Genomic DNA, 14,464 nt, shown 5'->3' on the forward strand with positions numbered 1-14,464 from the left:
GGGCGGCAGGGCTCACGCCTTCTCGGACGGCGCGTGCATGTGCGTGCCGAAGTAGTTGCTCATGCGGAACAAGGTCTCGGTGCGCTTGTAGAAGATGATGTACTTCTTGCGCGGGCCGCCGCGCGTGAGGCCGATTTCGGGCGTGCGGAAATCGACGAAACAGCCGTGGTCGGCCGCCACCTTGATCAGCGACAGCGGCGTCCAGTAGGCCACGTGACCGGGCACGAAGGGGTACTGGTGCAGGGCGATGTTGCTGCCGTCGTAGATGTTGGAGCTGCAGATCAGGACGCCGTCGTCCTTGAGCAGGCGCAGCAACGACTCGAAGTGCGCCACCGGCTCGGTGAAGTGCTCGATCACCTCGGAGGCGATGACCACGTCCGACGGCGTGGCCTCGGCGATGGTCTCGAAGTTCTCGGCCTCCTGCATGTTCTCCAGGTCGACCAGCTTGGTCTGCACCTCGGGGTAGGCGCGCTTGAGCCAGAGGTGGTCGGTGTTCAGGCCCGAGCCGAAGAAGCTGACGCTGGCGTTGTGCTTGCTCACGATCTCCATGCCCATCTCGGCCATGTAGAACTCACGGCCCGGGCGCTCGTCGTTGGCGTTGCGCAGTTCGCGCAGCTCAGCCTCGGACGACTGACGGGCAATGATCTTGACGTAGTTGCCCAGGTTCTCGGGGTAGCGGATCAGGCCGCAGGAGCGGCACTGGTGGCCGCGCATGGTCTTGCCCTGGTACGGCTTGACGCGGCAGGTGTGGGCGACGATGTCTTCTTCACCGCCACAGACGGGGCATTGGCTCATGGGGTTCTCCACGGTACGGAATGAATGGTTGTGGTGTCAGACGCGGGCGATCACGCCCGTGTCGCTGGAACTGAGCAGCTTGGCCGAGGCCAGCGCCACTTCGTAGGGACTGAGCAGGGTGCGCTGGTCCTCGCCGGCGAAGTTGCTGCGGCGCATGCCGGTGTCGGTGCGGCCGGGCACGATGCAGTTGACGCGGATGCCGTCGTCCTTCCATTCGTCCGACAGCGCCTGCGTCAGGTTGACGATGGCCGCCTTGCAGGCCGAGTAGGCCGAGTAGTCGGCGCGGCCGCGGGTGAACGAGGACGAGGAGAACTGCAGCAGCATGCCCTGCGACTCCTTGAGCGGCGCGTGCGCGCACTGCGCGACGTTGAGCGAGCCGAGCAGGTTCACCGACACCTGCTGGGCCACGTCGGCGGGCGACTGCTGCTCCAGCGGGCTCTTGATCAGCAGGCCCGCGGCGTTGACCACGTGGTCGATGCGGCCCCACTCGTTCATCAGGCGTTCGAAGGTGTCCTCGACCTGGTCGTGGTCGGCGATGTCGCAGCCGGTGCGGCGCGAGACGCTGTGCACCGTGCTGCCGGCCTCTTCAAGGATCTGCACGATGGCCTTGCCGATGCCGGCGCTGCCACCGAACACCACGGAATGTTTGCCCTTGAGGTCCAGGCCGTTGAGGTTGGGCGCGAGCTGCTGCTGGCGGATGCGGAACAGCTCGTCGGCCAGCACCAGGTCCACCGAGTCGGTGATCTTGATGTTCTCGGAGCTGCCCTTGACGATGCGCACCTGGCCCATCGGGTGGCAGGCCATGTAGATGCCGCAGTCGTCGGTGAACTCGCCCATCTTTTCGGGGCCGATCTCCTCGTAGCTCTTGACCAGGGCGCCGTAGCGGAAGCCCTGCGGCGTCTGGCCGCGGTAGATGTGGTCGCGCCTGGGGATGTTCTGGATGAAGCCGTCGCGCTCGACAATGATGGTGTCGCTGGTCTTGATGGCCACATCCACCGCCTCGTGCGATTCGAGCGCATCGACCACGTCGTGGATGATCTGGTGGCTCAGGAAGGGCCGCGCCGAGTCGTGCAGGATGACGTTCTTCGGCGGATCGGCGCGCAGGTACTTCAGCGCCGCCCAGGCCGAGGCCTGGCGCGATGAACCACCGACGATGACCTCGGCCCTGGTGCCGCTGAACAGCTTGCGCGCCATCTCCAGCGCGTCGGCCGGCACGGTGATCACGATGCGCGCCTCGGGCGCGTAGCTGTGCAGGGCGTCGAAGCTGTGCTCCACGATGGTCTTGCCGGCCACGCGGATGAACTGCTTGGGAATCGGGGAATCGAGCCGGGTGCCGCTGCCACCGGCGAGCAGGACAAAAGCGAAATCGTTCATCACGCCACCTCTGCAACGGTTCGTTGGTCGTAGGCCGTCTGGAGCAGTTCCAGGGTGTGCGCCGACATGCCGCCGGGGCGGTCCTGGTGCTCGGTCATGATCTGGATCACGCGCGAGAGCTTCTCGAGCTTGCCCTCGTTGATCGCCTCCAGCGCGCGGATGCGGCCGACGATCTGGAACACCTTGCCACCGACATCGACGGTCGAGGGCGACTGCAGGTGCGAGATGTAGTCGGGGTCCGACTGGCGCCAGTTGCCGAAGTTCTCGGCCAGGTTGCGCTCGATGTCGTCGGGCACGTAGAACTCGATGCCCAGGAAGCCGGTCTTGTGCAGACCGAAGGGCGTGAAGGCGAATTTCTGCAGGTAGCCGAAGTCGGACTGGACACCCGTCACCAGCTTCCCGCCCTCCTCGTGGTAGACGAAGATGTCGATGCACACCCCGGTCCCGATGTGGCGCACCGGAATGTGGTAGGTCTTGCGGCCGTGCAGGCGCCTCAGGTCCATGCCGAACTGGCCGCTCTGCAGCAGCGCGTTGACCACCTCGTACTGGTCTTCCCAGCCGATGATGCCGACGTCGATGTCCTTGTCGTGCGCCAGCAGACCGCCTTCGCGGTGAAACCCCAACAGCGTGCCCGACACCAGAAAGGCCTTCTTGCCGACGGGTTCCAGCGCATTCTGCAAGGCCACCAGTGCCCTGGAGGCCTGCTGCGGATCGAAGGTTCGCGACCTTTTGGCCGATGGGGATGCTTTGCCGGTGCGGATCGGGTGTTCCGGCTGGGAGGTCTGGGCCAGACCCTGCGGTGCACAGATCAGCTCAACCACCCGGTCCAGCCAGACCAGTGCCTGGTCCAGGTCACCCAGGAAGCAGTGCGAGCGCGAGATGTCGAAGGCGGCGTGGATGCGCTGTTTCTCCGCCGTCACGAGTTGGGCCGCCTCGATGGCAGCGGAGTAGTTGCCCGCCTTGAAGTGGCATTGGCTGACGTACAGCGCCAGACGGCTGCGCACCTTGTCGACCGCGGGCTGGCGAGCGATCAGGTGGTCGCGGATGCAGCTGTAGGCGCGGCCCAGGGCGCCAGTGTCGGCGGTCTGGGGAATGTGGTTGTGCCGTGCGATGAGCACCTGGGTGAAGCGCAGCCAGTCCTGCACGCCGGGCTTGCGGCGCACCAGCTCGCGCACGATCTGCTCCACCAGATCCAGGCGCAGCTGGTCGATGGCCAGTTCGGCGGCGTGGCACCAGTCTTCCAGGAGCCCGTGGCCTTTTTTCAGCGCGGCGGCATCGATCGCGGTCTTGCGGACCACCGCTTCGGCGATCAGGCGCAGCGGATGGCGACCGGGCAGCGCGCCGAGCTCGGCGGTGGGCTCACCGCGCACGATGGACTGGTACACCGCCAGCCAGGCCTGGAAGCGGAAGGGTTTGGGCAGGTTCTCGACCGCCAGCGAGGCCAGGAAGACGACGGTGGCGTTCTGGCGCAGCACGCGGGCGGCGTCCAGCGTCGGCTCGCTCAGCAGGCCTTTGGGCATCTCTTCGATGACCAGGGTCTCCAGGGCGGCGTGATCGCGGCTCTGGAGCAGCTGCTCGATGCGGTTCAGGCGGGGGAATTCGGCGTCGAACATGGGGGGTCCTTGGCGGTGGCGACCGGTCGGCTCAGTGCTCGCGCAGCTTGGTGCGCAGGCGGGCGATGGACTGGCTGTGCAGCTGGCAGATGCGCGACTCGGTGACCCCCAGCACGGCCGCGATCTCCTTGAGGTTCATGTCGTGCTCGTAGTACATGGACATGATGTGCTGCTCGCGTTCGGGCAGGTTCTTGATCGCCTCCACCAGGGCCATGCGCATGCGCTGGTCCTGCAGCAGGCTCGACGGGTCGGCCTCATCGTCGCCCATGTGGCGGTCCAGGAAGCCTTCGTCGTCGTCGTCCCGGCCGCTGATGTCTTCCAGGTAGACCAGCTGGGTGCCGCGCACCTTGGCCAGCATGTGCTGGTAGTCGGCCAGGCTCATGCCCAGCTCCGCGGCGATCTCGCTCTCCATCGGCGCGCGGTGCAGCTTCTGCTGCAGGCGGTGCACGGCGTGCTCGATGTCCTTCTGGCTCTTGCGCGAGCCGCGGCTCATCCAGTCGCCCTCGCGCAGCTCGTCGAGCATGGCGCCGCGGATGCGCTGGCTGGCAAAGGTCTCGAACTGCACGCCCTGCGAGGGCTCGAAGCGCGCGATGGCTTCGGTCAGACCGATCATGCCGACCTGGATCAGGTCGTCGACCTCCACGCTCGGCGGCAGCTTGGCGATCATGTGATGGGCCAGGCGGCGCACCAGCGGGCTGTACTTGCGCAACTGGTCGTCCCGGTTGAGGGTGCCTTTGGCGGTGTACATGTCGTTCAACTCCAGAGTGAGGGCATCGCGCCCACAGGGGACGGCCCGGTGGCGGCAAACCGGTTGTCGCGCAGACCGTGGAAGGTGTCCAGCCGCTGGGGCCGGGTCAGGGCGTGTTCCTGCGCGCAGGCGGCCCACACGGGCTCGCTCCAGCGCTCCAGGTCCAGGCCGAGGTGCCGGTCCGCGCAGTCGCAGACCGTGGCCAGCACGGTGTCCGGCGCCTGACCGGGGTCGGCGCTGGCCATGGGCGCGAGCACCGGGCGGGCACCGGCCATGTGCAGCAGCTTGACCGCGCCGTAGGCGTCGATGGCCGCCTGGGGATGGGGCAGCACCGGCACCACCACACGCGCCTGCAGGTCGCTGCACAGCGGCGAGAGCTCGTGGGCGGGGGCGAAGAACAGCAGCAGGGTGCCGCTGGTGAAGGGGGCCAGCAGGCGCGAAAGCGCCACGGTGCCGCCAGCGGTCAGCGCGGTGCGCTGCAGCGCCCGCAGGCCCTGGGCGGCGGGCATCACCAGCCACTCATGGCCGTCGGCCGCATGGCCCAGCCCGGAGATCGCGGGGTCGTTCAGCGCGTGCAGCAGGCCCGGGTGGCTGCCGTCGCCGCTGCGGCGCTCGGCGGTTTCGGTGGCGGTGCCGTCCAGGATCACCGGCAGGCGGCCCTGTGCCTTGAGCTGCGCCGAGAGGTGGCACAGCAGTTCGTAGGCGAGGGCGGGCTGGGCCGGGCTGGCCACCGCCAGCAGGGCCGGACCCTGGCGCAGCGTGTGGGCGCGCAGGCCGGCCGCCTGGTCGAGGCCGGCTTCAAACATGGCCAGCCCCCAGCTGGATGCCGCGCGAGGAGGCCTGAGAGAAGTAGAAGCCCATGTCGGTGGCGACCGGGTCGTAGGCCGATTTGCCCTCGGTGCCCATGGCCACCCGCACCAGGGTGGCGGCGTCGGGGTTCTGCCAGTCCTCGGGCACGCGCTGACCGTTGGCCACGCCGCGCAGCACCACCTGGTGGCGGACCAGGGCGTCGATGGCCGGGCCGAGCTTGACGGCCTCGTCGACCTTGGAGAGCACCACGCCGTGCAGACCGCTGGACTTGAACGAGGTCAGCACATCGTCCAGCGTGTCGCCGTGGGAGCCGGCGTTGAGCACCAGCACCTTCTTGACCGAGGGCATGTCCAGCACGTCCAGCATTTCCTGGATGCGCTGGTCGCGCTGGCCCAGGCCGGCGGTGTCGATGATGACCATGCGCTTGTTCGACAGCAGGTCCAGCAGGTCCTTGAGCGCGGCGCGGTCGTGCGCCAGGTGGGCGACGACACCCAGCATGCGGCCGTAGGCGCGCAGTTGCTCGTAGCCCGAGACGCGGTAGGTGTCCAGGGTGATCAGGCCGACGCTGGCGGCGCCGTGCTGGCGCACGCACTGGGCGGCGAGCTTGGCGGCGGTGGTGGTCTTGCCGACGCCGGTGGCGCCGATCAGGGCGACCACGCCGCCCTCGTCGCACAGGCCGCTGCCCGGTGTGGCGGTGCGCAGGTTGCGCGTGAGCGTGTCCATCACCCAGCGCACGGCCTGGCTGGCACCGGTGTCGGCCGGCATGCGTTCGAGCACGGCGCGGGCGATCGCGGGCGAGTAGCCGGCGCGGATGAGCTTGAGCATCATCGTGGACTGGATCGGGTTCTGCTTGGACGAACCGAGCCAGGCCAGGGTGTTGAAGCGCTCCTCGATCATGTCCTTGAGCGCCGACAGCTCCACCGCCATGCGGCCTTCGCTGGCCGACGCGGCGCGCTGCTGCAGGTCCTCGCTGTCGGACCAGGCCGGGGCCGGTGCGGCGGGACGGGTGCGGATCGGGGCCGGCTCGGGCGTGGCCATCGGGGCCTGCGGCATGGCCAGGCGGACCGGCGCGGGGCGCTCGGCCGGGGCCTGCACACGGGCGGCGGGGGCGCGGGGCGCGGCGCTCTCGCGGGCGGCCGGTGCGCTGTCCCCGGCACCCTCGCCGTCCATGGCGGCGCGGCGCTTGCGCAGCATGCGCTCGCGCACGTACTCCTGGAACGAGAGCGTGCTCATGGCCATCTGCTCGGTGTCTTCCTGCACCGAGTCGCGGAAGGCGGGCGGATCGGCGCGGCGGGTGCGGATGGCCGGCATGCGCTCCTCGGCGCGGCTGGCCAGCGAACCGGGCTGGGCCACGGGCGCCAGGCTTTCTTCGGCGGCGGCCATCACTTCAAACCCCCCGTCGGTGGCGCGGCTGGAGAGGATGACGGCGCTGTCGCCAAAGGCCTGGCGGGCCTTGGCCATGGCTTCGCGCGAGGTCGGGGCGGTGAATCGCTGGATGTTCATGCTGCAAGCTCCCCAAGAATCGGGCCGATACGGATAAGGTGGGTTTCAGGAATCTCGCTGTGGGCGAGCACCTGCAGGCGCGGCGCGGCGCGGCGCAGCAGGCGGGCCATCGCGGTGCGGATGGCGTCGGGCACCAGCAGGCAGGCGGGCACGCCCCGCTCTTCCTGCCGGTTGGCGATTTCGGCGGCGGACTTGCTCAGCGTCTCGGCCACACCGGGGTCCAGCGCGCCGGCGCCGTTGCCGGTCAGGGCCTGCATCAGCAGGCGCTCCAGGCCGGGTTCGATCGCGATGACCTCAAGTTCCTTGACCGAACCGCCGTAAATCTGCTGGACGATGGCCGGCGACAGCGCGGTGCGCACACGGCGGGCCAGCTCGACGGGGTCGGAGGTGCTGCCGGCGTGTTCGGCCAGGGATTCGATGATGGTGCGGATGTCGCGCACGTGCACCGACTCTTCCAGCAGCAGCTGCAGCACTTTCTGGAAGGTGGCGACGGGAACCATTTTTGGCACGACCTCTTCGATCAGTTTCGGGGCCAGGCGGGTCACGTGTTCGACCAGGTCCTGGGTCTCCGTCCGGCTCAGCAACTTGGCGGCCTGGACTTGCATCAAGTGTGAAAGATGGGTCGCCAGCACGGTCTCGGAATCAACCACCGTAAAACCGGCCATTTGCGCGTTCTCTTTCTGCTTCTCGTCGATCCAATGCGCGGGCAGGCCAAAAGCGGGGTCCTTGGTGGGGGTGCCGATCAGCGGCGTGCCCACGCCACCCGGGTCGATGGCCAGGAACATGCCGGGGAAGACCTCGCCCTCGCCCACCACCACGCCGCGCAGGGTGATGCGGTAGCCGCTGGGGCGCAGTTCGAGGTTGTCGCGCACGTGCACGGCCGGCGGCAGGAAGCCCACCTCCTGCGCGAACTTCTTGCGCACGCCCTTGATGCGGGTGAGCAGGTCGCCCTGGCGGTTCTTGTCGACCATGGCGATCAGGCGGTAGCCCAGCTCCAGGCCCAGCAGGTCGACCGGCTGCAGGTCGTCCCAGGTGGCTTCGCCGTCGCTGGGCGGTGCGGCCGGCTGCTCGGTGGGCTTGGGCCGGCGCTCTTCCTGCAGCCGCCACCAGGCCAGGCCGCCGATGGCCGCGGCGAAGGCCAGGAACACGAGGTGCGGCATGCCGGGAACGACGCCCAGCAGGAACAGCACGCCCGCGGTGATGCCCAGCACGCGCGAGGACATGAACATCTGCTCGACCATCTGCACGCCCAGGTCCTGTTCCTTGCCCACGCGCGAGACCACCATGGCGGCGGCCACCGAGATCAGCAGGCCAGGAATTTGCGCCACCAGCGCATCGCCGACGGCCAGCAGGATGTAGCTGTCGGCCGCCTCGCCGGCCGACAGGCCGTGCTGGACCATGCCGATGATCAGGCCGCCGATGATGTTGATGAACAGGATCAGGATGCCGGCGATGGCGTCGCCGCGCACGAACTTGGAGGCACCGTCCATGGAACCGAAGAACTCGGCCTCCTCGCCCACCTCGGCGCGGCGGCGCTTGGCCTCCTGCTCGTTGATCAGGCCGGCGCCCAGGTCGGCGTCGATGGCCATCTGCTTGCCGGGCATGGCGTCCAGGGTGAAGCGGGCCGAGACCTCGGCGATGCGCTCCGAGCCCTTGGTGATCACCACGAAGTTGATCACCACCAGGATGGCGAACACGATGAAACCGACCGCGAAGTTGCCGCCGATCAGGAAGTGGCCGAAGGCTTCGATCACCGCGCCGGCGGCGCCGGGGCCGGTGTGGCCCTCCATCAGCACCACGCGGGTGGAAGCGACGTTCAGCGACAGGCGCAGCAGCGTGGTCAGCAGCAGCACGGTGGGGAAGACCGAGAAGTCCAGCGGCGCGCGCATGTAGGCCGCCACCATCATCACCACCAGCGCGATCGCGATGTTCAGCGTGAAGAAGGTGTCCAGCACCCAGGGGGCCAGGGGCAGCACCATCATGGCCAGCACCAGCACCACCAGCATCGGGGCGGCCAGGCCCTGGGCCAGCGCAGCGTGGCGACCGAACCACTGTTGCAGGAATTTCATTTGGGCGTTCATTCAGCGGCTCCCCGGGTCGGCGGTTGCTTCCAGTGCGGATCGAGTTCGGGTGGCACCTGCGGATCGGGCGCGGCGCCGGGCATGGCGCCACGCCCGGCGAGCGCGGCCTTGAGCTGGTAGACGTAGGCCAGCACCTGGGCCACCGCGGTGTAGAGGGCGGAAGGGATTTCCTGGTCGAGTTCGGCGTGGGCGTAGAGCGCGCGCGCCAGCATGGGCGACTGCAGCACCGGCACCTTGTGATCCTTGGCCACATCGCGGATGCGCAGGGCCAGCAGGTCGGCGCCCTTGGCGATCACGCGCGGCGCGCTCATGGTGGCGTCGTCGTACTGGATCGCCACCGCATAGTGGGTCGGGTTCATCACCACCAGGTCGGCCTTGGGCACGGCGCCGATGCTCATGCGGTGCGCCAGCTCGCGCTGGCGGCGGCGGCGCTGGCCCTTGACATGCGGATCGCCTTCGTTCTGCTTGTGTTCCTGCTTGACCTCTTCGCGCGACATGCGCAGCCGCTGGGCGTGCAGGAACTTCTGCATCGGAAAGTCGATGAGCGCGAACAGCGTCACCACCCCCAGCAGAATGCCCACGCCGGTGCGCATCCACTGCGCCAGCTGGCCCAGGCCGCCCTCCAGCGGCTGCAGCAGCAGGCTGGCGAAGCCTGCGATGTGCGAAGAGAGGAACTTCCAGCCGACGAAGCCGACGATGACGGTCATCACCGCCAGCTTGGCGGTCTCGAACAGCTGCTGCTTGGAGAACAGGCGCCCCAGCCCGGCGAGGGGGCTGAGCCGGGTCAGGTCCGGGGCCATGGTGTGGGTGGTCAGCGTCCAGCTGCCCGAGGCGAAGGCAGCGAACACCGCCAGCGCCAGGGTGGCCACGCCCAGCGGCAGGAACACCACCAGACCCAGGCCCAGGCTGTCGTGCAGGCGCTCGACCAGCAGCTGGGGCTGCAGCAGGGCACCGTGGTCAAAGCGCAGCTGCGAGGCCAGCGCCGCCTGCAGACGGGAAAAACCCATCGGCAGCAGCAGCATCAGCAGCACCGCGCCCCCGCCCAGCACCGCGAGGTTGGACAGCTCCTTCGAACGCGGCAGCTGGCCCTCCTCGCGCGCCTTCTTCAGGCGGTGCGCGGTGGCCGGCAGGTTCTTGTCTTGGGAGGAGGACATCGGTCTGACTCAGGAAAACTTGAGTCAGATTGTGGAAGTCGGCCCCCGAAATGAATGCGTGAAAAGGCGGTGAAGCACCGCCCTATTCCCCCAGCGCGAAAACTGAAAACTCAGAATCCGAGGGAAGCCAGCAGATCGTCGACGTCCTTCTGGTCGGCCACCACGTCGGTGCGGCCTTCGGGGTCGACCACCGGCCCCTGCAGGGCGCTCATGTCGTAGGCCTTGTCCTGGCCCGGGGCGCCAGCGGGCGCCGACTGCAGCAGCAAGGCCAGCAGCTGTTCCTCGATGGTGGCGGCCAGCTGCACCACCCGGTTGATCACCTGGCCGGTGAGGTCGTGGAAGTCCTGCGCCATCATGATCTCGGTCAGGCGCGCGTCGCTCTTCTCGCTGAGCTCGACCACGTCCCTGGACCAGCTCAGCAGCTCGGGCATGGCCCTGGCCAGACCCGGCACCGCGGCAATGGTGGAGGTCAGCTGGCGCCCGCGTTCGGCGATGGCCTCCTGCTCGGACTTGGCGCCGTCCACGTGGTTGAGCACCTTCTCGGCCGCCTCGCCGGTGAGGCGGGCGATGTAGGAGAGCCGGCTCTGGGCGTCGGGCAGCTGGTCGACCGTGCCCTTGAGCTTGTCGGCATACCCCAGTTCCTTCAGGGCGTCGTGCAGCTGGCGCGTGATGGAGCCCAGTTGCTGGAACATTTCCGGATTGCCCGGGCTGTTGCTGGTGGACATGGGAACTCCCGCTGGGCTCAGAGGCCGAGTTTCTTGAAGATGTTGGCGAGCTTGTCTTCCAGCGTGGCCTTGGTGAACGGCTTGACGATGTAGCCCGCCGCGCCACCCTGTGCGGCCATCACGATGTCTTCCTTGCGCGCCTCGGCCGTCACCATCAGGACCGGCAGGTGCTTGAGCGCCTCGTCCTTCTTGATCTCGGCCAGCAGCTGGAAGCCGTTCATGTTGGGCATGTTGATGTCGCTGACGACAAAGTTGAAGGACCCGTTCCTCAGCTTGTTGAGCGCGATCACCCCGTCTTCCGCCTCGTCGGCGTCGGCGTGACCGATCTCCTTGAGCAGGTTGCGCACGATGCGGCGCATGGTGGAGAAGTCGTCAACGATCAGGAATTTCATCGGGGTGGACATGGTGGGGTCTCCTGTCAGGAAACAGTGGCGGTTAGCGGGGCTTGACTGGCCCAGCCTCTTCCCGGGGTTTCGGCACTTCTGCCAGTTTCTGAAGATCGGGCAGGCCCAGCGGCATCTGGCGCACCGGCGCGACGAGGGGTTCGGCCTGGGGAACGGCCGTTTCTGCACCGGCCGGTGGCGCCGGCACGGCCCCTGCGGCAGGCCCGGCGGGCGCCTCGGTGGCGGGCGGGCGCAGCGCGGTGCCGTCGCCGATGGGTGCCATGCGCTCCTCGGCCTCGCGGGTCATGACCAGGATGCTGATGCGCCGGTTCATCGGTGCGTCGGGCTGGTTGACGTCCAGCAGCCGGCTGGAGGCCAGGCCCTCGACACGAGCGAGCTTGTTGTCGGGCAGGCCGCCGGCCACCAGCTCGCGGCGCGAGGCGTTGGCGCGGTCGGCCGACAGCTCCCAGTTGCTGTAGCCGCGGTCGCCGCTGCCGTAGGGCGTGGCGTCGGTGTGGCCCGAGAGCGCGAGCCGGTTGTCGATGTCGCCGATGGCCCCGCCGATCTCGCGCAGGATCTGGCGCATATAGGGTTTGACCATGGCGCTGCCGACGTCGAACATGGGGCGGTTCTGGTCGTCGACGATCTGGATCTGCAGCCCGTCGGCGGTCTTCTCCATGCGGATCTGCGACTTGAACTCGGACAGCGCGGGGTTGTTCTCGACCAACTCGTTGAGCTTGGTCTGCAGGGCGTCGAGGCGCAGGGCGTCCCGGCGGGCGAGTTCGGCCCGAGCCATCTGCGCGCCCATGAGCTTGGCCGCGCGTTCGGCGTCGCCGGTGTCGACCTGGCCTTGCCGGCGCGAGAGGTCCTGGCCACCGCCGGGCAGCACGGAGTCGCTGTTGCCGGTGCCGCTGCCGCCCAGCAGCGTGACCTTGACCGGGTTGGAGAAATAGTCGGCGATGCCCTTGAGGTCGCCGGAGGAGGTGGACCCCAGCAGCCACATCAGCAGGAAGAAGGCCATCATGGCCGTCACGAAGTCGGCGTAGGCGATCTTCCACGCCCCACCATGGGCCGCATGACCGCCCTTCTTGACGCGCTTGACGATGATGGGCTGAAGCTTCTTGCCGTCGGCCATCACTTCTTCCCTTTGACGTGGTTCTCGAGCTCAGAGAACGAAGGGCGCACATCGGAGAACAGCACCTTGCGGCCGAACTCGATCGCCGTCGAGGGCGCATAGCCCTGCATCGAGGCCAGCAGCGTGGTCTTGACGCAGGCGAATTCCTTGGAGGCCTCTTCGGTCTTCTGCTCCAGCAGGCCGCCCAGCGGTTCGAACACACCGTAGGCCAGCAGGATGCCCAGGAAGGTGCCGACCAGGGCCGAGCCGATCATGCCGCCCAGCACCGCCGGCGGCTGGCCCACCGAACCCATGGTGTTCACCACACCCAGCACCGCGGCCACGATGCCGAAGGCCGGCAGCGCACCGGCCAGGCGGGCGATGGCCGCCACCGGGGCGTGCGCCTCCTGGTGGTGGGTCTCGATCTCGGCGTCCATCAGCGACTCGATCTCGTGGGCGTTCAGGTTGCCCGAGACCATCATGCGCAGGTAGTCGGTGATGAACTCGACCAGGTGGTGGTCGGCCGAGATCACGGGGTACTTCTTGAACAGCGGCGACTGCTCGGGGTTGTCCACGTCCTGCTCGATGGCCATCAGGCCTTCCTTGCGCGCCTTCTGCAGGATGTCGAACTGCAGCGCCAGCAGCTCCATGTAGCGCGCCTTGGTGAAACGGCTGCCCTTGAAGCACTGGCCGAAGCCCTTGAGCGTGGCCTTGACCACCTTCATCTGGTTGTTGATGAGGAAGGCGCCGATGGCGGCGCCGAAGATGGTGATCAGCTCGAACGGCAGCGCCGTGAGCACGACGCCGATGTTGCCCCCGTGCATGATGAACACGCCGAAGATGCAGACCATCGAGATCACGAAGCCGATGATGACGAACATGGACCGAACCCTGAGTTGAAGCGGAACCTGGAGCAGACGGCCCCAACGACTGTCTTTCCTATCGGTCCAACTCTAGGGGCGATTGAGGTCCGCCAGAAACGCAAAAAGGACCCGCAGACGGGTCCTTTTCAGGGTTTGAACGGAGAGCCCGTTCAGTGCAGGCGCAAGCCGCCCGAGGCGCTGCCCTTGCCGGCGCGGGCCGGCGGCTCGCACAGGCCGCAGACAAAGCTCTTGGCGTTCTCGTAGGGTTCGGTCACGAAGTGGCCGCCGCAGCAGGAGCACTTGGTCAGGGTCAGCATGCCGCTGTCGACGAACTTCACCAGACGCCAGGCGCGGGTGACGGACAGCAGGGGCTCGATGGCGCTGGCCTGCATCTGTTCGCTGTAGAGGCGGAAGGCCTTGATCACGGTGTCGATCTCCTCCAGCTCGCTGGTCTTGGAGAGGTACTCGTGGATGTTCAAGAACAGCGAGGCGTGGATGTTGGGCTGCCAGGTCAGGAACCAGTCGGTCGAGAAGGGCAGCTGGCCCTTGGACGGGCTCTTGCCGGCCACTTCCTTGTACAAGCGCAGCAGGCGCTCGTACGACAGGCTGGTTTCGTACTCCAGCACCTGCAGGCGGGCACCGAGCTGGATCAGGGCCACGGCACGGGCGATGTCGCGCGACTCGTTGAGGATGCTTTTTGCGGTGGCCATGGTGCGTGCTCAGTCCGGTGGGATCAGTGGGCCGACGTGGCCATCGACTCGGCGAACTTGCCGGCCATCAGGATCGAGGCGTGCAGCTGGGTCGTGGTGGCGTTGTCGACCTTCTTCACGTTGTGGCTGGTCAGCAGGTTCCACACCAGGTCGTCGTCCACGCGGAAGCGGCACAGCAGCATGTTGGTGGAGGCGATCTTGAGCAGCTGGGCGGTCGAGAGCATGCCCAGCAGGTCGGCGGCCTCTTCGGTCAGACCCAGGCGGAACAGCGCTTCGGCGCGGTCCTTGCGGATCAGGTTCTGGGCCAGCATCAGGTAGGTCAGATTGGCTTCGCGGATTTCGGCCAAGAGTTGTTCGCTGTCCATGTGTTTCTCCTAGAGATCGGTCGGCGGTGCTGGCGGGCTGCTACATCTGCTGACTTGATGTGAGTAATTGTGTCTGCCGGTAAAAAAACTTGAATCAGGAAACGGCTGTTCGCACTGTCGGCGCACACCCGACACCGTGTCGGATTTTTTCCTACAACCCAAGTACTCATTTTGGTGTCGGGCGAGCACCCGCCAGCGCGCACCTCTGCGGCCGGGGCAGCGGCAC

General features: G+C 67.5%; 14 protein-coding genes. All 14 read right to left on the minus strand.

Translation table 11 applies throughout. The features are described from left to right. Positions 1-12 precede the first annotated feature (12 nt). Positions 13-795, minus strand: a complete 783-nt coding sequence (locus HPF_RS20365) for a class I SAM-dependent methyltransferase (RefSeq protein WP_079366709.1) — start codon at positions 793-795, stop codon at positions 13-15. A gap of 36 nt (positions 796-831) precedes the next feature. Continuing rightward, positions 832-2,169 carry a bifunctional cytidylyltransferase/SDR family oxidoreductase gene (locus HPF_RS20370; RefSeq protein WP_133157665.1) on the minus strand — a complete coding sequence of 446 codons (1,338 nt, stop codon included), beginning with the start codon at positions 2,167-2,169 and terminating at the stop codon, positions 832-834. Beyond that, positions 2,169-3,782 (minus strand): hypothetical protein, encoded by a 1,614-nt coding sequence (locus HPF_RS20375; RefSeq protein ID WP_133157666.1) that lies wholly within the window; start codon positions 3,780-3,782, stop codon positions 2,169-2,171. Before HPF_RS20375 ends, HPF_RS20370 begins: the two co-directional genes overlap by 1 nt. A gap of 31 nt (positions 3,783-3,813) precedes the next feature. Then, positions 3,814-4,530: an RNA polymerase sigma factor FliA gene (locus HPF_RS20380; protein ID WP_133157667.1), complete on the minus strand. Its 717-nt coding sequence runs from the start codon at positions 4,528-4,530 to the stop codon at positions 3,814-3,816. A gap of 5 nt (positions 4,531-4,535) precedes the next feature. Beyond that, positions 4,536-5,336, minus strand: coding sequence for a P-loop NTPase family protein (locus HPF_RS20385; protein WP_133157668.1), 801 nt, complete (start codon positions 5,334-5,336; stop codon positions 4,536-4,538). Further along, positions 5,329-6,843, minus strand: coding sequence for a flagellar biosynthesis GTPase FlhF (gene flhF, locus HPF_RS20390; RefSeq protein WP_066154832.1), 1,515 nt, complete (start codon positions 6,841-6,843; stop codon positions 5,329-5,331). Before flhF ends, HPF_RS20385 begins: the two co-directional genes overlap by 8 nt. After that, complete coding sequence (gene flhA, locus HPF_RS20395; RefSeq protein ID WP_371836594.1) at positions 6,840-8,912, minus strand: flagellar biosynthesis protein FlhA; 2,073 nt, start codon at positions 8,910-8,912, stop codon at positions 6,840-6,842. Before flhA ends, flhF begins: the two co-directional genes overlap by 4 nt. Before the next feature lie 8 nt (positions 8,913-8,920). Further along, positions 8,921-10,078 (minus strand): EscU/YscU/HrcU family type III secretion system export apparatus switch protein, encoded by a 1,158-nt coding sequence (locus HPF_RS20400; RefSeq protein ID WP_127804298.1) that lies wholly within the window; start codon positions 10,076-10,078, stop codon positions 8,921-8,923. Positions 10,079-10,188: 110 nt separating this feature from the next. Beyond that, positions 10,189-10,803, minus strand: a complete 615-nt coding sequence (locus HPF_RS20405; RefSeq protein ID WP_133157669.1) for a protein phosphatase CheZ — start codon at positions 10,801-10,803, stop codon at positions 10,189-10,191. A 17-nt stretch (positions 10,804-10,820) separates the two neighbouring features. Then, positions 10,821-11,207 (minus strand): chemotaxis response regulator CheY, encoded by a 387-nt coding sequence (gene cheY, locus HPF_RS20410; RefSeq protein WP_066154845.1) that lies wholly within the window; start codon positions 11,205-11,207, stop codon positions 10,821-10,823. A gap of 31 nt (positions 11,208-11,238) precedes the next feature. Next, positions 11,239-12,321, minus strand: a complete 1,083-nt coding sequence (gene motB / locus HPF_RS20415; protein ID WP_133157670.1) for a flagellar motor protein MotB — start codon at positions 12,319-12,321, stop codon at positions 11,239-11,241. Continuing rightward, positions 12,321-13,181 (minus strand): flagellar motor stator protein MotA, encoded by an 861-nt coding sequence (motA, locus tag HPF_RS20420; RefSeq protein ID WP_127804292.1) that lies wholly within the window; start codon positions 13,179-13,181, stop codon positions 12,321-12,323. The genes motB and motA overlap by 1 nt, the downstream gene beginning before the upstream one ends. A gap of 152 nt (positions 13,182-13,333) precedes the next feature. Further along, positions 13,334-13,873 carry a flagellar transcriptional regulator FlhC gene (gene flhC / locus HPF_RS20425; protein WP_066154851.1) on the minus strand — a complete coding sequence of 180 codons (540 nt, stop codon included), beginning with the start codon at positions 13,871-13,873 and terminating at the stop codon, positions 13,334-13,336. Between the two features lie 23 nt (positions 13,874-13,896). Continuing rightward, on the minus strand, positions 13,897-14,238 hold the full coding sequence (gene flhD, locus HPF_RS20430) for a flagellar transcriptional regulator FlhD (RefSeq protein ID WP_066154856.1): 342 nt from the start codon (positions 14,236-14,238) through the stop codon (positions 13,897-13,899). Positions 14,239-14,464: the final 226 nt, after the last annotated feature.

Source organism: Hydrogenophaga pseudoflava (assembly GCF_004353865.1).
Lineage (GTDB): Bacteria > Pseudomonadota > Gammaproteobacteria > Burkholderiales > Burkholderiaceae_C > Hydrogenophaga > Hydrogenophaga pseudoflava.

What these genes read in the sequence shown, in the direction of transcription:
- HPF_RS20385 (WP_133157668.1), bottom strand. Translation starts at nt 5,336, where the DNA reads ATGTTTGAAGCCGGCCTCGACCAGGCGGCCGGCCTGCGCGCCCACACG.
- flhC (WP_066154851.1), bottom strand. Translation starts at nt 13,873, where the DNA reads ATGGCCACCGCAAAAAGCATCCTCAACGAGTCGCGCGACATCGCCCGT.
- HPF_RS20405 (WP_133157669.1), bottom strand. Translation starts at nt 10,803, where the DNA reads ATGTCCACCAGCAACAGCCCGGGCAATCCGGAAATGTTCCAGCAACTG.
- motA (WP_127804292.1), bottom strand. Translation starts at nt 13,181, where the DNA reads ATGTTCGTCATCATCGGCTTCGTGATCTCGATGGTCTGCATCTTCGGC.
- flhA (WP_371836594.1), bottom strand. Translation starts at nt 8,912, where the DNA reads ATGAAATTCCTGCAACAGTGGTTCGGTCGCCACGCTGCGCTGGCCCAG.
- flhD (WP_066154856.1), bottom strand. Translation starts at nt 14,238, where the DNA reads ATGGACAGCGAACAACTCTTGGCCGAAATCCGCGAAGCCAATCTGACC.
- cheY (WP_066154845.1), bottom strand. Translation starts at nt 11,207, where the DNA reads ATGTCCACCCCGATGAAATTCCTGATCGTTGACGACTTCTCCACCATG.
- HPF_RS20380 (WP_133157667.1), bottom strand. Translation starts at nt 4,530, where the DNA reads ATGTACACCGCCAAAGGCACCCTCAACCGGGACGACCAGTTGCGCAAG.
- motB (WP_133157670.1), bottom strand. Translation starts at nt 12,321, where the DNA reads ATGGCCGACGGCAAGAAGCTTCAGCCCATCATCGTCAAGCGCGTCAAG.
- flhF (WP_066154832.1), bottom strand. Translation starts at nt 6,843, where the DNA reads ATGAACATCCAGCGATTCACCGCCCCGACCTCGCGCGAAGCCATGGCC.
- HPF_RS20400 (WP_127804298.1), bottom strand. Translation starts at nt 10,078, where the DNA reads ATGTCCTCCTCCCAAGACAAGAACCTGCCGGCCACCGCGCACCGCCTG.
- HPF_RS20370 (WP_133157665.1), bottom strand. Translation starts at nt 2,169, where the DNA reads ATGAACGATTTCGCTTTTGTCCTGCTCGCCGGTGGCAGCGGCACCCGG.
- HPF_RS20375 (WP_133157666.1), bottom strand. Translation starts at nt 3,782, where the DNA reads ATGTTCGACGCCGAATTCCCCCGCCTGAACCGCATCGAGCAGCTGCTC.
- HPF_RS20365 (WP_079366709.1), bottom strand. Translation starts at nt 795, where the DNA reads ATGAGCCAATGCCCCGTCTGTGGCGGTGAAGAAGACATCGTCGCCCAC.